Here is a 24,099-nt window from a genome sequence, read left to right as displayed (position 1 = left end):
AATGCAAGAAAATTCTGACCTGGCGGTTTTCAAGGAAAAACTCCATGAAAACAGCGTGATATAAAATTCAATGCGGGTGGGACGCCCTCAAGACTGCGTTGCGGGCGGAAGAGTCAGCGCAGCTCGCGAGTGAGTTTCAGGCGCCGTCCCGTTCGAGGCGGGCCTCCAGCTCACGCTCCTTCGCCAAGATCGTGCGGCGGGTCTCGAGTGCATTCAAGACATGCGTACGCGCCAGGCGATCGGCCTTCTCGCCTTCCCTTTGCGAAATGGCCTGCACGATCGCAGCATGCTCCGCCTGAGCGACGGCGAAACGCCCCTTGTCAGCCAATGTTGTCGGCCCCAGAAGCGCGATCGCATCCTGAAGAGCGGACAAGCTCTTTTCGAGATAGCGGTTGTGTGTCGCGACGTGAATGGCGTCGTGCAGCTCCCTGTTGTGCCGATAGAGCCTGACCGGATCGCGATCGAGCTTTTCGCCTTCGGTCACAAGCCGGGCTAATGCAGCAAGATCTTTCGGACTAGCATGCTTCGCGGCCATCGCAGCCGCAGTGCCTTCGAGCGCTGCGCGCATCTCGTAGAGCTCTTCAACTGCATCCATGTCGAGAACCGAAACGACAAGCCCGGTTCGCGGCCGAAGGTCGAGCAGGCCCTCGAGCTCGAGCCGCGTCAAAGCCTGACGCGTCGGCGTTCGGCTGATGCCGAGGTGTTCCGCCAATTCGACTTCGCGCATGCGCCGTCCCGGAGCAAACCGCCCCTCGACGATCTCACGCCGCAGCGCTGCGTAAGCGTAATCAGCGGCAGATGCGAACTTCGTACGGTCCGGCAACACCATCTCGTCGTTCATAAAGTCATCCCGATCTCTTTCGGCAGCAGCCACCTCTCTTGCGAGCGTAAGGTGCCAGGCCGTCCATCATTGATCTGCGCCTGATCCTTGCGATCGCCCGAAGCCCACGACCGACGCAAGATATTCAGCGTCGCACCGCCTGTCTGGAACAAGGCCATCAGCGTCCACCGGTTAGAATTAAGGGTAGCAGGCCGGTTAACGGATGTATACAATAGTATCCAAGGTATACAACAGTATGCAATGGATCACTCTATGCCACAAAACAAGCTCAAGGCGACTTTCATGCGCGGTGGCACGTCTAAAGCCGTCGTGTTCAACAGACAGGACCTGCCGGCGGATCCCTCGCAATGGGGTCCAATTTTTCTGTCGGTGATGGGCTCGCCTGATCCCAATGGCCGTCAGCTCGACGGCATGGGCGGCGGACTGTCGTCTCTCTCCAAAGTCTGCGTCGTCGGCGCATCGACGCGCACCGATGCCGACATCGACTACACCTTTGCGCAGATCTCCGTGAAGAGCGCAGCGGTCGATTACAGTGCAAATTGCGGCAACATGTCTTCGGCGATGGGGCCGTTCGCCGTGAGCGAGGGGCTTGTAAAGGCGCCCGCGAATGGCGAAGCCGTGGTGCGCATTCACAACACCAATACCGGCAAGATCATCGTCTCTCGCTTCCCGATGACGGATGGCGAAGTGGAGACCGAGGGCGACATGAGCATCGATGGCGTCGGCGGACTGGGCGCGCCCGTCCGGCTCGAATTCATCAACCCCGGCGGCACCAGAACCGGACGCCTGCTGCCAACCGAACGGCCCTGCGATCAGTTCGAAATCCCCGGTCTCGGCTCGATCGAGGCGTCTCTGGTCGATGCCGCCAACCCTTGCGTCTTTGTAGCAGCCGCCTCGGTCGGCAAGGATGGCAGCGAAATGCCCGAAGCACTCGAGCGCGATCCGATCTTCCTCGAACGGATGGAGGCGATTCGTTGCGCGGCTTCGGTGGCAATGGGCCTTGCACCTGACGTCGCGGAAGCCGCCAAAATCCCGAGCGTTCCAAAGGTCGCAATGATCGTGCCGCCGCGCCAGATGATGACGCTGTCGGGTCGGCGGCTCGAGCCCTCGGACATGTCGCTCGGCATCCGGATGATCTCGATCGGCCAGCCCCATCGCGCGGTCCCGATCACGGGCGCGACCTGCCTTGCCATCGCGGTGCGGATCAAAGGCACGCTTGCGAACCGGATGGCGCGCGGCGGCGACGGCCCGATCACCATCGCCCACCCCTCCGGCACGACCGTGGTCGATGCCGCCGTCGAACAATCCGATGACCCCGCAAAGGTGCGCGCCATTCATGGCGCGGTCTATCGCACAGCGCGGCGGCTGTTCGAGGGAAATGTCTTCTATCGACCTGTCACATCCACTGCGCAAGCACGGCGCAGCGCTTAAATGTCCCGGAGCTCTTCACGATGACTTATCTTGTTGCCGCCGACCTTCCCCGCGAATCCGCCGGCCGATACTTTCGCGAGCTGTTGAAGCGCCCCGGCATCCTGCAACTGCCTGGCGCTCACAACGGCATGGCGGCGCTGCAAGCCAAGGCAGCCGGGTTCGACGCGCTCTATCTTTCGGGCGCAGCCATGACGGCATCGATGGGGCTTCCCGATCTTGGCGTTATCACCGTGGATGAGGTCGCATTCTTCGTCCGCCAGATCGTCCGTGCGGCAGGACTGCCCCTTCTCGTCGACGCCGACACGGGCTATGGCGAGGCGCTGAACGTGATGCACGCGACCCGTCTTTTCGAGGATGCCGGCGCTGGCGCGCTTCACCTCGAAGACCAGATCCTGCCCAAGAAGTGCGGCCATCTGAACGACAAGAAGATCGCCGATGCGCACGACATGGCGGCCAAGGTCGCGGCGGCATCAAAAGCACGACGCAATCTTGTGATCATCGCCAGGACCGACGCGGCCGCAAGCGAGGGCCTCGACGGCGCGGTCGCGCGCGCAAAGCTGTATATGGAGGCAGGCGCCGACGCGATATTCCCCGAAGCGCTCAACACTGCCGAGATGTTCCGCGCCTTTGCCGAACGCATGCCCGGCGTGCCCCTGCTCGCCAACATGACGGAGTTCGGCAAGACGCCGTTCTTCACCGCCGCAGAATTCGAGACCATGGGCTACGCGATGGTGATCTGGCCGGTCTCTTCGCTGCGAATGGCAAACAAGGCTCAGGCGGAGCTTTACGCGGCGATCTCACGTGACGGCGGCACGCACAAGGTCGTCGAGCAAATGCAGACGCGCGCCGAGCTCTACGCGACGATCGGACTGCACGACTACGAAGCTCTGGATTCCTCGATCGTTCAAACAGTCATTCCAGCCGGTATGCCCCAACACAAATGAACATGCGAGGGGACTTCCGCTCCCTAGTAAACTCGAAGTTGTCAGCAAACTTGATGGTCCTCTGTCGTCAACCCACACAGCAAAGGCCAGCAGGCTGTTACCTGAAGTAGCCGCCTAAACTTGTGACGGGTCGGAGAAAACTCTCGCCTGCTCGATCAGCTCTTTCGCTCGAAACTGATAAGCTTTTGCGTATTTCCTTATCAGTTGGCAAACCGACTCCACTTGCGACCAATGCCTATCGGTTAATCGCCATAACCGGAAGTTTGTATAAGCGGCCGAGCCTAAACTTTTCGTGCTGACGGCAAGACTATCGCGTGATCCTCGTGCGTGTCTGGTTCTTGCCCGTGATCTTGCGGTGCATCTTGGCCCGCGGTATTCGGAGGCCAACAGCCTGCTCCATAGATGCGAAGTGCGCCCGTATGATCTTGAAAGCTCGTTCAACCGCGGGCACGCGGGTTCGACCGTCGCGCTCGACGATGCCCAAGGTGAGCTGCAAGTTCAGTGGCGGATTGACGTCGAGGCTAATTAGCGCGCCGTCCCGCAGATCCGTGAACACCGAAACGTCTGTGGCCGGAGCGATCGCGTCGCTGGAGTTGAGCAGTGTTAGCAGGGTGGGCGCATCATTGGTGTTGACCGCAAAATGATCCTGAAACGGTAGCGATAATCCATATAGCGCCGCCATCTGCTCAAACAGCGCCTCGTCGGCATATCCGGCTCCAACGAGCGGATATGACTTGAGGGCATCCATAGGGAGCTTTGCCCGGCCATCCAGCGGATGGCCGCGACGAGCAAACCAGCCGAGTGTGCAACGGTAAACAGGCTCAAACCGCATTTGGCTGTCATGCGCGACAGAACGTATGTCGCCGATGAAGAAGTCGAGTTCTTCACGCCGCAGTGCGGCCAGCAGAGCATCGGTACTTTGCACAACGGTGTTGAGCCGCAACCGCGGCGCATCCGATAGAAGTTGCTGCAACATCGGTGCCATCAATATTCGCGCAACTGACGAGCCCATGCCGAAATACAGTGCCCCCGACTCTCCGTCCCGCATAAGAGCGAGCGCGCGCGCGCCTTCCGTCTCATCGAAGACAATTCGCCGAGCGCGCTCTGCATAGGTCAGCGCATAAGGCGTGGGCCGCAGGCGCCGGTCCTGACGGTCGAACAGCGGCACGCGCAATTCATCCTCGAGCGAGCGCAGGCTGCGCGACAGTGCCGGCAGGCTCAGGTGCACAACCTTGGCGGCGGCGCTGAGCGAGCCGCGGTCCAATACCGCGAGGAAGTGGCGGAGCTGGCGAGTGTTCAAGATGCGCTCACTTGCAGATTCAGCAACTAAACTAGAGTTAAATTGCAATTTACGCAAATATATCGTCACCCTACACTCTGGGCATCCCTTAGAGATCGCCCTGAACATGACCTGCGACGCTCTCCGCCGTCCTCTCGTGGTCGTCGCCGCCGATCGGATTGATCGGCATGGCCACGCTGCGCATGCCGTACTGCACGGCTATGTCCGCGCAGCGTCGGAGTGCGCTGGCGTTATGACGCTGGGCCTTCCCGCCGAGGCGGGAGCTTTCGATACCGACAGCCTCATCGACAGCATTGACGGCTTATTACTCACTGGCAGTCCCTCCAACGTATCGCCCGCGTGCTATGGAGCTACGGCCGTACCCGACGAGATGCAGCTCGACTTGGCACGCGATGAGGCCGTGTTGCCGCTGGTTCGGCGAGTCGTAGCCGCCGGCGTACCTATTCTCGGCGTATGCCGCGGCTTTCAGGAAATGAACGTGGCCTTCGGCGGCACGCTGGATCCGGCAGTGCACACGCGCCCCGGCGGGCTCGACCATCGTGAGGGCGACCACAACCGACCGATCGAGCAGTGGTACGAGGACAGCCACAGCATCGACATCGCGCCAGGTGGCGTGCTTGCGAACCTGCTCGGCCAGCGGCGCGTGCGGGTCAACTCCCTCCACCACCAGGGGATCGACCGGCTGGGGCAAGGCCTGCGCGTCGAAGCCACGGCACCCGATGGCCTCGTGGAAGCCTTCTCGGTCGCCTGCGCGCCGGCCTTTGCGCTCGCGGTGCAGTTTCATCCCGAGATGCGCGTCGACGACTGTCCGCTGGCGCAGGCCATTTTCACCGCATTCGGTGTCGCATGCCGCGCGCGGCTGTTGCGTCGGCTGCGTTCCGTCGAGCCGGCGCCGGCGTTGGCGTAAATCCGTCAGGAGCAGACATGAACGACAAGGTTTCCCGACCCCTCGATCTTTTCAGCCCGACCTACGCGATCGCGCGCAGCAAGTTTCTGGGCGCGGCCAGCGCCCGCGGGCTGGCGCTGGCCAGCCATGTGCTGGACATGCCCAGCGCCGAAGGGGAGACGCTGGCGATGGACGTGGTGCTGGACGGTCCGGCCGACGCATCGAAAATGCTGATCGTGCTGAGCGGCGTGCACGGGGTGGAAGGCTTTTGCGGCTCCGCCGTGCAGACCGGCCTACTGGCCGAGGGGGCACCGGCGCATGCCGACACCGCCGTGCTGCACGTGCATGCGATCAACCCTTACGGCTTTTCACACCTGCGACGCGTGACGCAGGAGAACGTGGACCTCAACCGCAACTTCGTCGACTTCGCGAAGCCGCTGCCGGTCAACGCCGGCTACGCCGAGATCCACGATTGGCTACTACCGATCACCTGGCCGCCCGGAGCAGATGCGGAAGCTGGGCTGGCAGCCTACGCCGCCAGACACGGTGCGCGTGGCCTGCAGCGCGCCATCAGCCTCGGCCAGTACGAGCGTGCCGACGGCATGTTCTTCGGCGGACATGCGCCCACCTGGAGCAACCTGACCTTCCGTTCGGTCCTGAAGCGCTATACGCCGAAGGTGCGGCAGCTCGCCTCGGTCGACATCCACACCGGGCTCGGGCCCCGCGGCCACGGCGAGCGCATCTTCGCAAGCTTCGATGCCGCTGTGCTGCCGCGCGCCAGGCAATGGTGGGGCGAATTGACCGACGTCCACACCGGCAGCTCGACCAGCATTCCGATGACCGGACCGATCCAGACCGCGTTGTTCGAGGAGTGCCCGCAGGCCGAACAGATCGGCATCTGTCTTGAATACGGCACCTATCCCAGCGACCGGATCATTCCGGCCTTGCGCGCCGAGCACTGGCTGCACCGTCGCGGTACGCCCGATCCGCTGCTTGCTCGCCAGATCAAGCGCGATCTCAAGGAGGCCTTCTACCCCGACGCCGACGACTGGAAGCACGACATCTGGCGTCAAGGCCGCGAGGCCTGCCTGCAGGCGATCAAAGGCCTGCAGACCGATTGCCCCGTCGAAGCCTGAAGCAGCTCCTGTCCATTAAACTCGCGAGTTCCCCCATGAGCACTACCACCCTGAATTCCGATCTCGCGCCCCAGAGCGCCGCGATTGCAAGCGATGGCGCGCTGTCCGGGACAACGATTAGCCGCAAGGCTGTTGTCGCCGCGGTGACCGGCAACGCGTTGGAGTTTTACGACTTCGTCATCTACGCCTATTTCGCCGTATACATCGGAAAGACCTTCTTCCCCGTGGAGGGCGAGTTCGGCAGCCTTTTGGCGGCGGTGGCTGCCTTTGGCGTCGGCTTCTTCACACGCCCGCTGGGCGGCGCGCTGATCGGCGCTTTTGCCGACAAGGCTGGGCGCAAGCCGGCGATGATTCTCACGGTCGTGCTGATAACCGTTGGAACCTTGGGCCTAGCCGCCACGCCCAGCTACGCCAGCATTGGCATGGCGGCACCCATCATTGTGGTGCTATGCCGTCTGCTGCAAGGGTTCGCGCTTGGAGGTGAGGTGGGACCGGCCACCGCCTTATTGATCGAAGCTGCGCCGCCGGGACGCCGGGGCCTGTATTCGAGCTGGCAGATCGCGAGCCAAGGCCTGGCGGTGGCGGTCGGCGGCATCTTCGGTGTGGTGCTATCGCTACTGCTGTCACCGCAAGATCTGGCGGCCTGGGGTTGGCGCGTGCCGTTTCTTGTCAGCCTGATGCTCGTGCCCATCGCCGTCTATATTCGCCGCGACCTGCCTGAAACGCACGCCGGCACCAAAGAGCACAGCGGCGCGGCCATTGTCGGATCGGTGTTTCGCAACCACAGCAGGATCCTGATTCTCGGCGTACTGGCCACGGCGGCTACGGCGGTCGCCTCCCAAGTGGGTAACTACATGGTAACCTATGCGGTGCAGGTGCTGAAGCTGCCTGTGGCCCTCTCGCAGGGCAGCGTACTGATGGGCGGAGTGATGACCTTCGCTTTCGCCCTGGCCGGTGGCGCATTGTGCGACCGGTTCGGGCGCCGGACCATCAACTTGCTCCCGCGGTTAGCGCTGATGTTCCTCATCGTGCCCATGTTTATGTGGCTGTCCGGCGCCACAGGCGCCGCGACCCTGCTGACCGTGACTGCCGTGCTTGCGGCCCTCACCGCGATGTTCGGCAGCGCAGGACTGGTCCAGGTGCCGGAGCTGCTCCCCATCGCGGTGCGCAGCACCGGTCTCTCGCTGGTCTACGCGATAGGCACCTCGCTCTTCGGAGGAACAGCCCAGTTCGTGGTGACTTGGCTACTGGCGGTCACCCACAATCCAATGGCGCCAGCCTGGTACGTTGCGGTCATGTGCGCAGTGAGTACCCTTGCGATGTGGACGCTTCCGGAATCGCGCGACGTTGACGTGAACCGTTGATCAGGACGCAGTGCCCTAACGTCTGCTGCAGGTCAAAATGCGAGGAACTGAACGTGAGACAATCCAGTCGGCTATGCCGCGATGAACAGACCTCAAGGAGGCGTGTCGCCACTTCGCTGATGGGCCAAGAGGCGACATTTATAAATCGGGCTCAGGCGTAACTTGTGTAGTATTTGCAGATGATGATCACAACGAGCAGCGCGAACATCAGCAAGTAAGAAAATTGCGAAACTGATATGCTTTTCATCAGACTGATAAGCTTTTGTTAGAAACCTTATCAGTCGAAGAACTGACTCCGTTTGCGACCAGATCTTATCAGTCGACCGAAAGTCTCGTAAGGCCTTACGCCGTCTGAATGCCGAGACTGCGAGGATGGCTTCTGCGAACGCCCCCTCTTTGACGCATGGTAGCGGATGTAAGGGCTCCCTTTGGTTTTCGGCTGCGACATCGCGGCCAATTGCGCAGTACAAGACCGCTCCAGAGTTCACTGGCCTGGCGGCGTCGACCCGACCCGCGTATCTCGCTTATATCAAGCTGATCGAAGATGGGTTCGGCGACCTGCCGGTGGCAGCCCTGGCCGACCGTCGAGTGCGTGGTGAATTCAAAACCTAGCGCGACTCGTTCGCCGAGACGCCACGTAAGGCGGACTATGCATGGACCACCCTGGCGCGGATCATGTCGTTCGCAAAAGACCGCGGCATCATCGCGACCAACCCGTGCGAACGCGGCGGCCGCCTCTACGTAGCAGACCGCAAGGATAAGATCTGGACCGAGCAAGACATTGCTGCCGTTCTCTCGGTGGTCGCCTCTAGCGAGATCCAGCTAGCGTTGATCCTTGCCTTGTGGAGTAGGCAACGACAGGGTGACCTTTTGCGGTTGCCTTGGTCGTCGTACGAGAGCCCATATATTCGCCTGCGCCAATCCAAAGGTGGTCGGCGCGTTGCGATGCCTGCCGGTGGCCCTCTGCGAACTCTGCTCGATGCGATGGAGCGTCGCGGGCCGCTCATCCTGACGAACACTCTTGGTCGGCCATGGACGTCTGACGGCTTTCGTACGTCATGGGGAAAGGCTTGCGAGCGCGCCGGCATCGATAGCCTGACATTTCATAACCTGAGAGGCACAGCGGTGGTTCGCCTCGCGATAGCCGGCGCCAGCGTACCGCACATCGCTGCCGTGACCGGCCATTCGTTGAAAGACGTCGAGGCGATTCTCGACGCGCACTACCTCGGCCGCGACATTCAGCTTGCTGAAGCGGCAGTTCTGAAGCTCGAAGCGAGAACAAAACTGTAAACGGTGGTGTAAACGGCGGCAGTTTTGCCGCTTGCTCAAACCGCTAAGTGTTTGATTTATTTGGTGGGCGCACCAGAGCTCGAACCTGGGACCCGCTGATTAAGAGTCAACTGCTCCGGAGTGCCCGCCACTCCGCGTCTCGCGCTTCGCCTCATGCAAGGCGCGCAGCGAATCCTTCAAGCCGGGGCATTGGCATAAGGCGACCTAGCCGAGAAGGCTCATACTCTCCCGAACGACGCAAGGATTCCTGTCGTGACGCAGCATCAAGGACTCGTTTGGAGCTTGAGCGAATAGTCGCTGCTACCGATTTGCTACGACGCAGTCGAACTACTTGGCAACTAGCCGACACTTAAGTCTAAGCAACTGATAAAACTGAAAAATCTGGTAGCGGGAGAGGGACTCGAACCCCCGACCCCAGGATTATGATTCCCGTGCTCTAACCAGCTGAGCTACCCCGCCACAGGGCTCGCGGGGGCCGAAACAGGCCGATCTCGCGAACGCGCGGCATATAAGGAAGGGGGCGGCGCGCTGTCAAGCAACGCAGATGCGAAGCTGGGGCCGATTTGGCACCGTATTCGCCTGCTTTCCGGCACCAGACTCGCGGATAGTCCCCCTCACCCGAAATCCGCGCTTTTGCGCGAATTTCGGCCTCTCCCCGCGAGCTAGGAGAGGCGAAGAGTCTCTTATTTCGGCCTGACCGTGGGGTCGCCGCCGGGACTGCCGGGGGGCGGGATGACGGGCATGGCGCCGTCGGTCGTGGGCGCGGGGGCGTGCATTTCGGGGTCGACGCCGGGGGGCGGGCACAGCACGCCGTCGGATTTGGCGAGCTTGTCGCCGAGCAGTTCCCGGGACTGGCCGGTGGTGGTGCCGTCAGGCGCGGTCGCCCGGTTCGGGCGGTCCTGCGGCGCGCAGTCGGCGGCGCGTTGCGGGGATTGCGGCGCGATCGCTTGCGGCGGCGTGGCCGGGGCGGGCGGGGCCTGCGCGATCGCGCTGCCTGAGGCGGCGATCAGGAGGCTGGCCAGGATGATGTTTGATCTCTTGCGCATGGGTGGGAAACGCGCGGGGCAAGCCCGATGTTCCGGGCTTAAGCGCGAAGTGATCGCGTTTTGGGAAGCTCGCTTGCGGCCATCCTTCGAGACGCCCGCCTGCGGCGGGCCCTCAGGATGAGGTCACGTTGCACAGCAACAGCAAATTGCGATCACGATTTGACGTAGCGGATCAGCGAAAAGTGCCCCATCGGCGGCATCGGGCGGCGCTCGGCCAGCGTGATGCCGCCATGCTTGGCGGCCCAATCGACCAGGCGCTGCCATGGGAATTCCGGGCGCCAGCCGAGGCGGCGGGCGAGCGGCGCAAAGGCGAGCTCGGAGAGTTTGCGAAAACCACTCTCGGCGCCGATGTGGTTGACGAGGATCAGCTCGCCGCCGGGCTTGAGCACACGCACGAATTCGTCGAGCGTGCCTTCGGGATCGGGCACGGCGGTGATGACATATTGCGCGACCACCGCGTCGAAGAAGTTTCCGGGGAACGCGAGGTTCTTGGCGTCCATCACCGAGAGCACTTCGACATTGCTTAGCCGCAGCGCGCGCACGCGGCCTTGCGCCTTGCGCAGCATCGGCTCGGAAATGTCGACGCCACAAATTTTTGTGGTGCGCGCATAGTCGGACAGCGAGAGACCCGTGCCGACGCCGACGTCGAGGATGCGGCCGCCGATGCGGTCGGCCTCCGCGATGGTCGACTGCCGGCCGGCGTCAAACACCTTGCCGAACACGAGATCGTAGACCGGCGCCCAGCGGCCATAGGCCTTCTCGACCCCGGCCCGCGAGATGTCTGCTGCCATGCCCCCTGCCCTGAATTTTTTTAGCCGCGCACGGCTTCCGCGAGCGGTCTCGTCGCGTTCGTTGTGATTTTCGCCGCGGCGCTCTGGATGAAGCCGCCGCCGAGCACGCGGGCCTGGCCGGTCGGCGCGTCGTAGAACACGCAGGCCTGGCCGGGCGAGACGCCCTCTTCGCCGGCGACGAGCTCGACTTCATAGTGGCCGTTGCTGCCGCGCAGCCACGCCGGCTGCGGGCTGCGGGTCGAGCGCACGCGCACGAACATTTCGAGGCCATTGCCGATCGCGCGGTCGATATCGCCGCCGCCGATCCAGTTGACGTCGCGCAAGTTGATGCGGTGCATCTTCAGGGCTTCGCGCGGGCCGACCACGACGCGGCGGTTGGCGGCCTCCAGCCGCACCACAAACAGCGGCGCGCTCGCGGCAATACCGAGGCCGCGGCGCTGGCCGATGGTGAAATTGGCGATGCCGTGATGCTGGCCGAGCACGCGGCCATCGAGATCGACGATGTCGCCGGGGTCCATCGCGTTCGGCCGCAGCCGGGTGATGATGTCGGTGTAGCGGCCCGTCGGTACGAAGCAGATGTCCTGGCTGTCGTGCTTGTCGGCGACCGAAAGCCCAAAGCGGCGCGCGAGCTCGCGCGTCTCGGGCTTGGTCATGTCGCCGAGCGGGAAGCGCAGATAGTCGAGTTGCTCCTGCGTGGTCGCGAACAGGAAATAGCTCTGGTCGCGATCGGCGTCCGCAGCGCACACCAGCGCGCGCGAGCCGTCGTCGCGGCGGCGCGAGGCGACGTAATGGCCGGTGGCGAGCGCGGTGGCGCCGAGTTCGCGCGCAGTCTTCAAGAGGTCGCGAAACTTGACCGAGCGGTTGCACTCGATGCACGGCACCGGCGTTTCGCCGAGCGCGTAGCTGTCGGCAAAGACGTCGATGACGGACTCGCGAAAGCGGTCCTCGTAATCGAGCACGTAATGGGGAATGCCGAGTTTTGCCGCGACGTCGCGGGCGTCGTGGATGTCCTGGCCGGCGCAGCAGGCGCCCTTGCGATGGGTCGCCGCGCCATGGTCGTAGAGCTGCAGCGTGATGCCGACGACGTCGTAGCCTTCAGCCTTGAGCAGCGCAGCCGTCGTCGAAGAATCGACGCCGCCCGACATGGCGACGACGACCCTGGTGTCCTGCGGACGGCCTTCGAGATCCAGACTGTTGAGCATGGGTTCCTGATGCCTTGCGCCGGGATATTCGGCGGTCCCCGGGAACTTCGGTTCCCCCGGGGGCTGACGTGCCCGGTCGAAAGCGGCTGAGAGCACCCTTTAATATAGGCGGCCTTCCGGTGAAGCAATCGCGCGGGCCATAAGCTTAGGGCAATTCTTGCCGGGGCGGCAGAAATAGCGGGGGTCGCGAGGGCCGCACCGATCTGGCGCCGATTCATCAAGATATTGATTTTATTATATAAAATGACATTGCGCGGGGCTGGCCCGCTCCTTGCTACCTCTTGTCCGAAGATGTTTTTGAGAGGTCGCCTGTGGTTGGTGTCACGTCAGACGTAGCGGCGAGTGCGCAGGTCTCCAGCGTGCAGCAGAAGCCTGCCCGGTCGCAGAGTGCGAACACCTCCCCGAGCGACTCCTTCGGTTCGCTGGTCGACAGCAATACGCAGGCGATCAGCAACAGCGCGTCGTCCTCGAGCCAGGACACCTCGCCGCGGCGCAGTGATTCATCGTCATCGTCGTCGTCCTCCTCGTCCGACCGGAGCACGCGCGACTCGTCCTCGACCGACCCATCCTCGCAGAACCAGGCGAGCGACAGCACCAATTCCACGACGCCGGCCAGCACCGACACCACGACCGATCCGGCCAAGACAACGACTAAGACCAAGGACAAGTCGGACGCCTCCGGCACCAAGTCGGGCGACAAATCCGACAGCTCCAAAGGTGACAAGGGTGACAAGACCGACGGCCTTGCCGCCGCGGTCGATGCCTCGGCCAGTGCCCAGACCGCGACGACGCAAACCGCCGTGCCCGATCCGAACGCGATTGCGGTCGCCGCACCCGTCGTGCCGGTCGATCCGAATGCAGCGGCGAACCAGGCCGCCAACACTGCGACCTCGCCGCTGACGATTGCCGCTGCCGGCATCGCCGCCAGCGCCTCGACCGCGGCGCAGATCGCAGGCGGCAAGCCTGATGCGACCGCCACCGGCGACAAGACGGCCAAGACCGGCGACGCCAAGACCACGGACGCGAAGGCCTCGCTTGGCGATGCGGCGACCGCAACGGCCGACGCCACCGCGGCCGATGCCAAGGCGAACGCCGCGCAACTCGTCGCGGTCGACCAGGGCACGCCGAAGACGTCATTCAAGGCGGCCGCCACGGCACAGGGACAGGCCGACGCCTCCAATATCGGCCAGGATGCGGCCAAGACCGCGGCGTCAGCCGCCACGCAAAATCCCGCGACGACTGCGGCCACCAACGCCGCCGCGCATCCGCAGACCGCAAAACCGCAGGCTGACGCGAATGCGACCGATGCGAAGGCCGCGGCCACTAACAGCACTGCCGACGCCACGCAGGCCGCACCAACCGCGCACGTCCATGCCGACACGCAGGCCGTTGCGGCAGCGACCGATACCAGCGCGCAGGCAGCCAACGCCGTGCAGGCGCCGCTGACCACGACGACGTCGACTGCCACTGCCTCCACTGCGACGCTCACCGCGACTGCGGCAACATCCACCGCCGTGCCGATCAGCGGCATCCCGGTCGAGATCGCGGCGGCCGCGCGTTCCGGCAAGACCCGCTTCGACATCAGCCTCGATCCGGTCGATCTCGGCCGCATCGATGTGCGCATCAATGTCGATCGCAACGGTCAGGTCACCTCGCATCTCACCGTCGAGAAGCCGGAGACGCTGTCGCTGCTGAAGCAGGACGCCCCGCAATTGCAGCGCGCGCTCGACGATGCCGGGCTGAAGACCGGCAGCAACGGGCTCTCCTTCAGCCTGCGCGACCAGAATTCGTCGGGGCAGAACTCCGGCCAGAACAACGACAACAGCGGCAACGCCCGCCGGCTGATCATCAGCGACGAAGACGCAACGCCTGCGGCGCCCGTGAGCCGCAGCTACGGCCGCATGCTCGGATCGAGCAGCGGCGTCGACATCAGAGTGTGAGGAGTATTCGCTTATGACCACCACGAATTCCGCCACCGCACCTGCCGTCGTCTCCGGCACGACCCAAACCTCATCGTCGTCGTCCTCGTCGAGCTCGAGCCTGGGCTCGACCACCGGCGCGACCCTCGCGGGCAATTTCCAGACCTTTTTGACGCTGCTGACGACGCAGCTGCAAAACCAGAACCCGCTCGATCCGCTCGACACCAACCAGTTCACCCAGCAGCTGGTGCAGTTCGCCGGTGTCGAGCAGCAGCTCAAGACCAACGATTCGCTGTCCCAGCTCGTCACCCTGCAACAAACCACGCAGGCGACCCAGGCGCTGGGCTTTGTCGGCAAGACCGCAGTGGTCGACGGCACCACCGCGACGATGACGAGCTCGTCCGCGACCTGGCACCTCAACGTGCCGACCGACGCCACCGTCGATATCTCCATCGCCAATTCCAGCGGCCAGACCGTCTTCACCGGCAAATATACCGCCGGCGCCGCCAGCGACGTTCCCTTCACCTGGAACGGTCAGGGCAATGACGGCACGCAATGGCCGGACGGCAAATACACGATCACTGCGACCGGCAAGGATGTCGCGGGCAACAATGTCGGCATCGCCGCCCAGGTGCAGGGCACGGTGTCGTCCGTCGACCTGACCCAGTCGCCGCCGCTGCTTACGATCGATGGCCAGAGCTACACGCTGAGCCAGGTGAAGACCATCGTCGCCACCAGCACCAGCACCGGCAGCTAAAGTAATTGTCGTCCCGGCGAAGGCCGAGACCCATACCGCGTGATCTATCGATGAGGCGCAGGTAGCAGTACCGCGAAAGACCACTCAACGACGAGTCTTCGCCAAATTGCTTCCTGTAGTTACGGGTCCCGGCCCCCCGTGCGCAATTGCGCACCAGGCCGGGACGACAGTCAAAGTTAGTAAAGTATTTACGAAGACCCCGCTCGGCCGGCTGAAATCGCGTTTTCAGCCCGCCGGGCCGGCCGTGTTCCCGCAAGTTTCAACGAGAATTGTATTGAAGCCTTAGGCTTAGCGGATTTTTAAGCCGAGGTGGGTACGGTCGTGAAGTGAGTTCAGTGGTTGAGAGTTTGTGAGTACGCCATGACAGAACCCCATCGCCCGAGGGTAAAATACGTCATCGGGCCGGACGGCAGTCCGCTGACGATTGCAGATCTGCCCGCGCCCGGTACCAAACGCTGGGTCATCCGCCGCAAGGCTGAAGTCGTTGCCGCCGTCCGCGGCGGACTTCTCTCGCTGGAGGAGGCCTGCAGCCGTTACACCCTGACGGTTGACGAATTCCTCTCCTGGCAGTTTTCCATCGACCAGCACGGTCTGGCGGGGCTTCGCACCACGCGCATCCAGCAATATCGCCAGTAGGCGATCCGGAAATCTGCGGCTTTTGACGAAAATCGGTCTCGCCGCGCGAGGCCGATTTTTTTCATGACGCTACTTTTGTCCCAGCTCTTAACCTTCGTTAACCATATCGAAACCATCACCTAGGCAATAATTGCCCAGTCGGCCTTTCCAGTGAAAGCAGCCGAATCTGTCGGGGCGGTTGCTTGCAAGGTCTTGCGGACTTTTTAAAGGGTATCGGCGCCGCCCGGTTCGGGGCGATGATCGCGGTCACCGCCGCGCTCATCGGCTTCTTTGCCTTCGTCATCATGCGCGTCACCACGCCGCAGATGACGACGCTGTTCACCGACCTCAGCGTCGAGGATTCCTCCGGTATTATCAAGGACTTGGAGCGCCAGGGCATCCAGTTCGAGCTGCGCAATGAAGGCAGCGTCATCATGGTGCCGAAGGACAAGGTCACCCGGCTGCGGATGAAGCTCGCCGAAGGCGGCCTGCCCAAGGGCGGCGGGGTCGGCTACGAGGTGTTCGACAAGTCGGACGCGCTCGGCACCACCTCTTTCGTCCAGAATATCAATCATCTCCGCGCGCTGGAAGGCGAGCTCTCCCGCACCATCCGCGCCATCGACCGCATCCAGGCCGCCCGCGTCCATCTCGTGCTGCCCGAGCGCCCGCTGTTCTCGCGCGAGGCGCCGGAGCCGTCGGCCTCGATCGTGGTGCGGGTCCGCGGTTCGCTGGAAGCCCAGCAGATCCGCGCCATCCGCCACCTCGTCGCCTCCGCCGTCAACGGGTTGAAGCCGCAGCGGGTCTCGATCGTCGACGAGGCCGGCACGCTGCTCGCCGATGGCGCCGCGACCGATCCGGAGCAGGCGGTCGGCGACGAGCGCCGCACCACCTACGAGAAGCGGATCCGCAAGCAGGTCGAGGACATCGTCTCCTCCGTGGTCGGCTCCGGCCGCGCCCGCGTCCAGCTCTCCGCCGATTTCGACTTCAACAAGGTCACCCAGACCTCGGACAAGTTCGATCCCGAAGGCCGCGTGCTGCGCTCGAGCCAGACCCGCGAAGAGCAGAGCATGACCGCCGACAATAACGGCCAGGTCACGGTCAACAACGAGCTGCCCGGCAACCAGCAGAATGGCGGCGCGGCGGCAAAGGACCAGAGCAAGAAGACCGAAGAGACCAACAATTACGAGATCTCCCGCACCACCAAGACCGAGGTGACCGAGGCCGGCCGCGTCAACCGCATCTCGGTCGCGGTCCTGGTCGACGGCATCTATTCCAAGAACGAGAAGGGCGACCTGGCCTATCAGGACCGCACCAAGGAGCAGCTCGACCGCATCGCCACGCTGGTGCGCTCGGCGATCGGCTTCGACCAGAAGCGCGGCGACCAGGTCGAGGTCGTCAATCTGCGTTTTGCCGATGCCCCCTCCACCGCCCCGATCGCAGAGCCCTCCGGCTTCCTCGGCATGCTCCAGTTCACCAAGGACGACGTCATGTACTTCGTCGAGCTCGGCGTGATGATGATGCTCGGCCTGGTCGTGCTGTTCATGGTGATCCGTCCGCTGGTCAAGCGCATCCTCGCCTCCGACGAAGTCGCCGCCGCGATCTCCGGCGTCCTCACCGGCCCTGCCGGCTCGGACGACGGAGCGGCGGCCTCCGGCTCAGGCGGCCAGGCGCTCCTGCCAAGCGGTGCCGCCAGCGCGATCGACGTCGCCACCGTCCAGGGCCAGGTCCACGCCCAGTCCGTTCATCGCGTCGGCGAGCTTGCCGAACGCAACCCCAACGAAACGGTCGCCATCATCCGTCAATGGCTGACCGAACCCGCGAAATGATTCGAGAAGTGAACTGACATGGCCGGCAATCTGCAAAACGCCAACTCGAACGACATCACCAGCGTGATCTCCACGCTCGGTCAGCGTGCCGGCAGCCGCGCCGGCGCCAAGGTCGAAGCGGTGGCGGGGCCGAAGCGCGCCGCGATCCTGATGCTGGCGCTCGGCGAGCAATATGGCGGCAAGATCTGGAGCCTGCTCGACGACGACGAGGTGCGCCAGCTCTCGCTGGAAATGTCGACGCTCGGCACCGTCGAGGTCGACACGGTCGAGGACATGCTGCTCGAATTCGTCTCGCGCATGTCGGCCTCCGGCGCGCTGATGGGCAATTTCGACGCCACCGAGCGGCTGCTCCAGCAATATCTGGCGCCCGAGCGCGTCAACGGGATCATGGACGAGATCCGCGGCCCCGCCGGGCGCAACATGTGGGAGAAGCTTTCCAACGTGCAGGAAGAGGTCCTCGCCAACTACCTCAAGAATGAATATCCGCAGACCATCGCGGTGGTGCTGTCGAAGCTGAAGCCGGAGCATGCCGCGCGCGTGCTCGGCATCTTCCCCGAAGACCTCGCGCTCGACGTTGTCAACCGCATGTTGAAGATGGAGGCGGTGCAGAAGGAGGTGATCGAGAGCGTGGAGAAGACGCTGCGCACCGAGTTCATGTCCAACCTCTCGCAAACCCGCCGCCGCGACGCCCACGAGGTGATGGCGGAAATTTTCAACAATTTCGACCGCCAGACCGAAACCCGCTTCATCACCTCGCTCGAAGAGGAGAACCGGGAATCGGCCGAGCGCATCAAGGCGCTGATGTTCACCTTCGACGACCTCGTCAAGCTCGATTCCGGCTCGGCCCAGACGCTGATGCGCAACGTCGACAAGGACAAGCTCGGCGTGGCGCTGAAGAGCGCCAACGAGGACGTCCGGAACTTCTTCTTCGGCAACATGTCCTCGCGCGCAGCCAAGATGCTCCAGGACGACATGGCCGCGATGGGCCCGGTGCGGCTGCGCGACGTCGACGAGGCCCAGGCGCTGCTGGTCAACCTCGCTAAGGACCTCGCCGCCAAGGGCGAGATCATGCTGACCAAGAACCGCGCCGACGACGAGCTGGTGTATTGATGGGCGCTCCGGCAAAATTCCTGTTCGATACCGACTTCGCCGCGCCCGACCGGACGCGCGAGAAGGCCGCGACCGCGGCCGAGATCGCGCAGAAGGTCGCCGAAGCCGAAGCACGCGCCTATCAGGATGGCTTTGCCGCGGGCCAGCGCGAGGCCAAGGCCGAGAGCGACCGCCGCGTCGCGCTTGCCATGGAAGAGATCAACATCGGGATCCGGGGCATCGCGTCGGGCATCGGCAATATCGAGAGCAAGATGGAGACCGAGGCGGTCGACGTCGCGGTCGCGGTGGCGCGCAAGCTGTGCGCCGATCTGGTCGCCGCCGAGCCGCTCGGCGAGATCATGGCGCTGGTCAAGGACTGTTTCTCGCATCTGGTCGCGACGCCGCATCTCGTCGTCCGCATCAACGACGCGCTCTACGACAGCGCGCGCGAGAAGATCGAGCGGCTCGCCAAGCAGAACGGCTTCGAGGGGCGACTGGTGATCCTGGCCGAGCCGGAGATTGCGACCGGCGACTGCCGGATCGAATGGGCCGATGGCGGTGTCGTGCTGGAGCGCGGCGCCATCGCGGCCAAGGTGGACGAGCTGGTCGGACGCTATATCGCGTCCCGCAGAGGGAATTAAGCCATGAGCGACACCGATGGACAGGTTCCGCTGCCCGATCTCAACGGCCCGATGCCGCCGACCGGCAACGACGTCAGCTACAACGAGGAAGAATATGCGGCCCGCGTCGCCGCCGACCTCGAAGCCGTGTTCGACGTGCCGGTGCAGGTCTCGGCCGTGCTCGGCCGCTCCAAGATGGATGTCGGCGAGCTGTTGAAGCTCGGACCCGGCACCGTGCTCGAGCTCGACCGCCGCGTCGGCGAGGCCATCGACATCTACGTCAACAACAAGCTCGTCGCTCGCGGCGAGGTGGTGCTGGTCGAGGACAAGCTCGGCGTCACCATGACGGAAATCATCAAAACTGAACGCGGCTAGCGCACGCACAGGAATAAAGCGCGGCAGCGCGAACAGACGGACAGGAGATTGACATGCGGCTTCTCATCGTTGGCACATTGAAGGGCCAGCTCACCACCGCCACAAAGATCGCGATGGAGAACGGCGCCACCGTGACCCACGCCGAGGATCACGACCAGGCAATGCGCGTGCTGCGCGGCGGCAAGGGCGCCGACCTCTTGCTGGTCGACGTTGCCCTCGACATCCGCGACCTCGTGATGCGGCTCGAGGCCGAGCACATCCACGCCCCGATCGTTGCCTGCGGCATCACCAACGACGCCCGCGCCGCGGTCGCTGCGATCCACGCCGGCGCCAAGGAATACATCCCGCTGCCGCCGGATCCGGAGCTGATCGCCGCGGTGCTGGCCGCGGTCGCCAACGATTCCCGTGAGCTGATCTATCGCGACGAAGCGATGGCGAAGGTCGTGAAGCTCGCCCAGCAGATCGCGGGCTCGGACGCCTCGGTGATGGTCACCGGCGAATCCGGCACAGGCAAGGAAGTGCTGGCGCGCTACGTCCACACCCGCTCGGCCCGCGCCAAGCGCCCGTTCATCTCGATCAACTGCGCCGCGATCCCCGAGCATCTGCTGGAGTCCGAACTGTTCGGCCATGAGAAGGGTGCCTTCACCGGCGCGATCGCCCGCCGCATCGGAAAGTTCGAGGAAGCGACCGGCGGCACGCTGCTGCTCGACGAAATCTCGGAGATGGACGTCCGCCTGCAATCGAAGCTGCTGCGCGCCATCCAGGAACGCGTGATCGATCGCGTCGGCGGCACCAAACCGGTGCCGGTGGACATCCGCATCATCGCGACCTCGAATCGCAATCTGGTCGAGGCCGTGCGCGAAGGCACGTTCCGCGAGGATCTGCTGTTCCGCCTCAACGTCGTGAACCTGAAGATCCCGCCGCTGCGCGAGCGCCCCGCCGACATTCTGGAGCTCGCCCAGCACTTCGTGAAGAAATACGCCGAGGCCAACGGCGTGCCGGTGCGGCCGATCTCTGCGGACGCGCGTCGCGTGCTCTCCAGCAACCGCTGGCAGGGCAACGTCCGCGAGCTCGAAAACACCATGCACCGCTCCGTGCTGATGGCCCAGGGCGACGAGATCGGGCCCGATGCGATCCTCACGCCGGACGGCGACCGCCTCGACCTCGCCAAGACCGTGCCCGCGGTCGCCCATGCCACGTTCGCCGCCGAGCAGGTGACACGCGCTTTGGTCGGCCGCACCGTCGCCGATGTCGAACGCGATTTGATCCTGGAGACGCTGAAGCACTGCCTCGGCAACCGGACCCACGCCGCGAATATTTTGGGCATCTCGATCCGCACGCTGCGCAACAAGCTCAACGAATATTCCGACGGCGGCATCCCGATCACGCCTGCGGGGACGCCGGGCGAATATCCGCGCATGCCGATGGTGGGGGCGTAGGGCTTCTGCAAAAATTGAGAGACGCGAATGCCCGGGCTGGTCCCGGGCATTTTCTTTTTGCGAGAAGTGCGAACACTGACGCCACATCTTCGGTGTCGTCCCGGCGCAGGCCGGAACCAGAACCACAGGGAGTGGTTTGGCGAAGATTGCTCGTTCGGTACTCTGACCATCCACAATCGATAGATTCCGCGGTATGGGTCCCGGCCTTCGCCGGGACGACATTGGTGGACATGGCCGCACCGCGTTCTCCGACTAGGTCCCGCCCGCGCAAAGCCCTATAAGCGCCACCGAGAACCACGCGAGGATAAACATGTCTGAAGCTCAAATCACGGATTGGCTGGCGTCGCAGCGGCAGGCGATGATCGATCTGCTGCGCGATGTCGTGAACATCGATTCCGGGTCCTATGACAAGGAAGGTGTCGATGCGGTCGGTGCGCGGTTCGAGCGGCATTTTTCCGAGCACGGCATTCCCTCCCGGCGGGAGAGCCACGGCACCTTTGGCGATGCGCTCCATGCGGACGTCGCAAAACCCGGCAGCAACGAGAAGCCGGTGCTGTTGATGGGGCATCGCGACACCGTGTTCGGCAAGGGCGAAGCCACCCGCCGTCCGTTCACGATTCGCGACAAGCGCGCCTATGGGCCCGGGGTCGCCGACATGAAGGCCGGCCTCGTCATGAACGTGTTCGTGGCGACCGCGTTCCATAAATTCGGCGGCTCGCCGCATCCGATCAAGCTGCTGATCACCTCGGACGAGGAGATCGGCTCGCCCTCGTCGCGGCCGGTGATCGAGCGCGAAGGGCGCGCCGCGCGCGCAGTGTTCAATTCCGAGCCGGGCCGCCCGACCGGCAACGTCGTCACCAGCCGCAAGGGCGGCATCTTCATGCATGTCGCCATCACCGGCAAAGCCGCGCATTCCGGCGCCAATTTCGCCGCCGGTATCAGCGCGATCGGCGAGCTCGCGCATAAGATCGTCCAGATCCACGCACTGACCGATCTCACCAAGGGCATCACACTCAATGTCGGCCTCGTTTCGGGCGGCCAGTCCGTCAACACGACGGCGCCCTACGCCGAGGGCCAGATCGACATGCGCTACGTCGATCCGAAGGATCGCGCCACGGTGATGGCCGAGCTCGAGCGGATCGTCGCCACGCCTTACGTGCCGGGCACAAGTGCTGTGCTGACGATCAAGGGCGAGTTCGTGCCGGTCGTGCAGAGCGAGAGCTCGAAGGCGCTGTTCGAGGGCTATCAGGCGGCCGCAAAGCGGGCTGGCCTCACCACGCTCCAGGGCGAGTTCTCCGGCGGCTGCGCCGATTCCGGCTTCACCGCCGCGGTCGGCACGCCGACCATCTGCGGTGTCGGACCCGTGGGCGGACTCGCACATTCGCCGGAGGAATATCTCGAGCTCGACAGCATCGTGCCGCGCGCGCAGGCGCTGGCGCTGGCGATCTTGCGGGGGTGATCGCCACGCCCTCCATCGTCATGCCCGGGCTTGACCCGGCCATGACGAGGAGAGAGGGTCCTACGAATAGCTCGGCGCGTCCGGCCGGCGGAAAATGTGGATGGGATCGCCCGGCACGAACGGCTGACCGCGAAACATCGCATAGGCATAGAGCGCGAGATAGACGATCGCCAGCGCGCCGACGGCGTAGAAAGCCCAGGTCGCGACGCGTTTCATCATTGCGCTCCATTGCCGTCCCGGCGGGAAGGCTCAGGCAGCGCTTCTAGAGCGATGAGAGCGAAAAGGCCAGCCTGCGCGGCCTGTGGGCGGCGCTCAAACGCCGCGTCGGCCGTGCACGGGAAGGCTGACGTCCGCGAGTCTGGCCGCATCTTCGTCCTGATCGACCGCCACATACTGGCCATGCCAATAGGCCAGCGCAGCATTGCGAGTCGAATTCCTGATGTTCCTGACGCGACCAATGACGATGCCGTGCGAATGCCGCTCGACGATCTCCTCGACCTCGCAATCGACGGCGGACAATGCGCCGACCAGCAGCGGAACGCCCGAGACTGATGTCACCCACTGGGCACCGGCGAAGCGATCGGCGCCCTTCAGGCCGCCCTTGCCGGCAAAGCGCTCGGCGACGTCCAGTTGGTCGGCGGCCAGGATGTTCACGCCGAAGGCACCGTAGCGGCGGATCAGCGGGAAGGACGAGGCGTCGCGGCTGATGCTGACCAGCAGGGTCGGCGGATCGACCGACAGCGAGGTCACCGAGGTCACCGTCATGCCGGTGATGTCTTTGCCCCGTCCGGCGGTGATGACGCTGACGCCGCCGGTGAGGTGGCGCATGGCGCCGCGGAAATCGGCAGACGAGACGGGAATTTCGGTCATGAGATCGCGGGGGACTACATTCATGGCATTCTCCCCGGAAGCGGGGTTCCTCTCTATTTATATACGATCGTCCGCCGACAAAAGGTGGCTCAGGATCGAGCCTTCGAGGCCTGCGAGCTCGACCGAGCCGCGCTCGCGCGGCCGGGCGACGTTAACCATGACATCATGGGCAATGCGGCCCTCGTCGATCACCAGCACCCGATCGGCCAGCGCAACCGCCTCGGCAACGTCGTGGGTCACCAGGATCGCGGTAAAGCCCTGGTCGCGCCAGACGCGCTCCAGCAGCCGCTGCATCGAGATCCGGGTCAGCGCATCCAGCGCACCGAGCGGCTCGTCGAAGGCCAGCACGCGCGGATGGGAGACCAGCGCGCGGGCAAGCGCGACGCGCTGCTTCTGGCCGCCCGACAGCACCGACGGCCACTGATCGCGCTTGTCGGTCAGTCCGACCTCGCCCAGCGCCTTCTCCGCGCGTACATGCGCATCGCTGGATGAGCGATCGCGGCCGAGACCGACCTCGACATTGGAGAGCACCCGCGCCCAGGGCAGCAGCCGCGGCTCCTGGAACATCACGCGGATGTCCTCGGGCTGGACCGCCGCATCGCCGAAGCTGATGCTGCCGGCGTCGATCTTTTCCAGGCCGGCGATCAGGCGCAGCAGCGTGCTCTTGCCGCAGCCGCTTTTGCCCACGATCGCGACGAACTGGCCGGCGGGGATATGCAAATCGATGCCGCGCAGCACCTCGTTATCGCCGTAGGATTTGCGCAGGCCGCGGATGCTGAGCGGCAGGCCGCTGCTCTGCACTTGACGTTCCTCGCGGGCAACACGGGCCGTCGGCGCGAAATTGGCGCGGCTGGCGAGCTCGGTTTCCGGAAGGGAGGTACGAAGAGCTGTCTGCATGT

At 64.0% G+C, this 24,099-nt stretch carries 23 protein-coding genes and 1 tRNA gene; 15 read left to right on the top strand and 9 right to left on the bottom strand.

The window, feature by feature from the left end; translation table 11 throughout:
- Positions 1-136 precede the first annotated feature (136 nt).
- On the bottom strand, positions 137-841 hold the full coding sequence (locus tag ACPPVR_RS08080; RefSeq protein WP_426613703.1) for a GntR family transcriptional regulator: 705 nt from the start codon (positions 839-841) through the stop codon (positions 137-139).
- A 252-nt stretch (positions 842-1,093) separates the two neighbouring features.
- Between ACPPVR_RS08080 and ACPPVR_RS08075 the strand changes: the two genes are divergently transcribed.
- Both ACPPVR_RS08075 and prpB read left to right on the top strand, forming a co-directional pair.
- The gene (locus tag ACPPVR_RS08075; RefSeq protein ID WP_426613702.1) at positions 1,094-2,272 is read left to right on the top strand and encodes a 2-methylaconitate cis-trans isomerase PrpF family protein; all 1,179 of its coding nucleotides are present in this window, start codon (positions 1,094-1,096) and stop codon (positions 2,270-2,272) included.
- Between the two features lie 20 nt (positions 2,273-2,292).
- Positions 2,293-3,216 (top strand): methylisocitrate lyase, encoded by a 924-nt coding sequence (gene prpB, locus ACPPVR_RS08070; protein ID WP_426613701.1) that lies wholly within the window; start codon positions 2,293-2,295, stop codon positions 3,214-3,216.
- Between the two features lie 307 nt (positions 3,217-3,523).
- Here prpB and ACPPVR_RS08065 read toward each other — a convergent pair whose 3' ends face one another.
- Complete coding sequence (locus tag ACPPVR_RS08065; protein ID WP_426613700.1) at positions 3,524-4,516, bottom strand: LysR family transcriptional regulator; 993 nt, start codon at positions 4,514-4,516, stop codon at positions 3,524-3,526.
- A 157-nt stretch (positions 4,517-4,673) separates the two neighbouring features.
- Between ACPPVR_RS08065 and ACPPVR_RS08060 the strand changes: the two genes are divergently transcribed.
- The 4 genes from ACPPVR_RS08060 to ACPPVR_RS08045 all read left to right on the top strand — a co-directional run bounded on the left by ACPPVR_RS08060 (position 4,674) and on the right by ACPPVR_RS08045 (position 9,192).
- The gene (locus ACPPVR_RS08060) at positions 4,674-5,423 is read left to right on the top strand and encodes a gamma-glutamyl-gamma-aminobutyrate hydrolase family protein (protein WP_426616049.1); all 750 of its coding nucleotides are present in this window, start codon (positions 4,674-4,676) and stop codon (positions 5,421-5,423) included.
- A gap of 17 nt (positions 5,424-5,440) precedes the next feature.
- Positions 5,441-6,538 (top strand): M14 family metallopeptidase, encoded by a 1,098-nt coding sequence (locus ACPPVR_RS08055; protein ID WP_426613699.1) that lies wholly within the window; start codon positions 5,441-5,443, stop codon positions 6,536-6,538.
- Between the two features lie 35 nt (positions 6,539-6,573).
- Positions 6,574-7,902: an MFS transporter gene (locus ACPPVR_RS08050; RefSeq protein WP_426613698.1), complete on the top strand. Its 1,329-nt coding sequence runs from the start codon at positions 6,574-6,576 to the stop codon at positions 7,900-7,902.
- Between the two features lie 675 nt (positions 7,903-8,577).
- Complete coding sequence (locus tag ACPPVR_RS08045; protein WP_426613697.1) at positions 8,578-9,192, top strand: tyrosine-type recombinase/integrase; 615 nt, start codon at positions 8,578-8,580, stop codon at positions 9,190-9,192.
- 382 nt (positions 9,193-9,574) lie between these two features.
- On the opposite strand, the gene ACPPVR_RS08040 is transcribed toward ACPPVR_RS08045, so the two are convergent.
- The 4 genes from ACPPVR_RS08040 to mnmA all read right to left on the bottom strand — a co-directional run bounded on the left by ACPPVR_RS08040 (position 9,575) and on the right by mnmA (position 12,231).
- Positions 9,575-9,651 (bottom strand) — tRNA-Met (locus ACPPVR_RS08040).
- A gap of 224 nt (positions 9,652-9,875) precedes the next feature.
- Positions 9,876-10,238, bottom strand: a complete 363-nt coding sequence (locus ACPPVR_RS08035) for a hypothetical protein (RefSeq protein WP_426613696.1) — start codon at positions 10,236-10,238, stop codon at positions 9,876-9,878.
- A gap of 152 nt (positions 10,239-10,390) precedes the next feature.
- Positions 10,391-11,029: a class I SAM-dependent methyltransferase gene (locus tag ACPPVR_RS08030; protein ID WP_426613695.1), complete on the bottom strand. Its 639-nt coding sequence runs from the start codon at positions 11,027-11,029 to the stop codon at positions 10,391-10,393.
- Positions 11,030-11,049: 20 nt separating this feature from the next.
- Complete coding sequence (mnmA, locus tag ACPPVR_RS08025) at positions 11,050-12,231, bottom strand: tRNA 2-thiouridine(34) synthase MnmA (protein ID WP_426613694.1); 1,182 nt, start codon at positions 12,229-12,231, stop codon at positions 11,050-11,052.
- 311 nt (positions 12,232-12,542) lie between these two features.
- On the opposite strand from mnmA, the gene ACPPVR_RS08020 reads away from it, so the two are divergent.
- From ACPPVR_RS08020 to ACPPVR_RS07980, 9 genes are all read left to right on the top strand, one after another.
- Positions 12,543-14,171, top strand: coding sequence for a flagellar hook-length control protein FliK (locus ACPPVR_RS08020; RefSeq protein WP_426613693.1), 1,629 nt, complete (start codon positions 12,543-12,545; stop codon positions 14,169-14,171).
- A gap of 13 nt (positions 14,172-14,184) precedes the next feature.
- Positions 14,185-14,907, top strand: a complete 723-nt coding sequence (locus tag ACPPVR_RS08015) for a flagellar hook assembly protein FlgD (protein WP_426613692.1) — start codon at positions 14,185-14,187, stop codon at positions 14,905-14,907.
- Positions 14,908-15,267: 360 nt separating this feature from the next.
- Entirely contained in the window at positions 15,268-15,543 is a 276-nt protein-coding gene (locus ACPPVR_RS08010) for a DUF1153 domain-containing protein (protein ID WP_002714638.1), read from the top strand.
- A 182-nt stretch (positions 15,544-15,725) separates the two neighbouring features.
- A complete protein-coding gene (fliF, locus tag ACPPVR_RS08005; RefSeq protein ID WP_426613691.1) occupies positions 15,726-17,348 on the top strand; it encodes a flagellar basal-body MS-ring/collar protein FliF in 1,623 nt (540 codons plus the stop codon).
- Between the two features lie 18 nt (positions 17,349-17,366).
- Entirely contained in the window at positions 17,367-18,458 is a 1,092-nt protein-coding gene (fliG, locus tag ACPPVR_RS08000) for a flagellar motor switch protein FliG (RefSeq protein ID WP_426613690.1), read from the top strand.
- Complete coding sequence (locus ACPPVR_RS07995; RefSeq protein ID WP_426613689.1) at positions 18,458-19,078, top strand: FliH/SctL family protein; 621 nt, start codon at positions 18,458-18,460, stop codon at positions 19,076-19,078. The genes fliG and ACPPVR_RS07995 overlap by 1 nt, the downstream gene beginning before the upstream one ends.
- 3 nt (positions 19,079-19,081) lie before the next feature.
- Complete coding sequence (gene fliN, locus ACPPVR_RS07990) at positions 19,082-19,432, top strand: flagellar motor switch protein FliN (RefSeq protein WP_045007779.1); 351 nt, start codon at positions 19,082-19,084, stop codon at positions 19,430-19,432.
- A 53-nt stretch (positions 19,433-19,485) separates the two neighbouring features.
- Positions 19,486-20,871 carry a sigma-54 interaction domain-containing protein gene (locus tag ACPPVR_RS07985; RefSeq protein ID WP_426613688.1) on the top strand — a complete coding sequence of 462 codons (1,386 nt, stop codon included), beginning with the start codon at positions 19,486-19,488 and terminating at the stop codon, positions 20,869-20,871.
- A gap of 310 nt (positions 20,872-21,181) precedes the next feature.
- Positions 21,182-22,330: a M20 family metallopeptidase gene (locus ACPPVR_RS07980; protein WP_426613687.1), complete on the top strand. Its 1,149-nt coding sequence runs from the start codon at positions 21,182-21,184 to the stop codon at positions 22,328-22,330.
- A 60-nt stretch (positions 22,331-22,390) separates the two neighbouring features.
- Here ACPPVR_RS07980 and ACPPVR_RS07975 read toward each other — a convergent pair whose 3' ends face one another.
- From ACPPVR_RS07975 to ACPPVR_RS07965, 3 genes are all read right to left on the bottom strand, one after another.
- The gene (locus tag ACPPVR_RS07975) at positions 22,391-22,546 is read right to left on the bottom strand and encodes a hypothetical protein (RefSeq protein WP_426613686.1); all 156 of its coding nucleotides are present in this window, start codon (positions 22,544-22,546) and stop codon (positions 22,391-22,393) included.
- Positions 22,547-22,642: 96 nt separating this feature from the next.
- The gene (locus ACPPVR_RS07970) at positions 22,643-23,224 is read right to left on the bottom strand and encodes a flavin reductase family protein (RefSeq protein ID WP_426613685.1); all 582 of its coding nucleotides are present in this window, start codon (positions 23,222-23,224) and stop codon (positions 22,643-22,645) included.
- A 33-nt stretch (positions 23,225-23,257) separates the two neighbouring features.
- Positions 23,258-24,097 carry an ATP-binding cassette domain-containing protein gene (locus tag ACPPVR_RS07965; RefSeq protein ID WP_426613684.1) on the bottom strand — a complete coding sequence of 280 codons (840 nt, stop codon included), beginning with the start codon at positions 24,095-24,097 and terminating at the stop codon, positions 23,258-23,260.
- Between the last annotated feature and the right edge of the window lie 2 nt (positions 24,098-24,099).

The sequence above is a fragment of the Bradyrhizobium sp. McL0616 genome, assembly GCF_049993385.1.
Taxonomy (GTDB): Bacteria; Pseudomonadota; Alphaproteobacteria; order Rhizobiales; family Xanthobacteraceae; genus Bradyrhizobium.
This window is presented reverse-complemented; position numbering and strand designations above follow the sequence as displayed.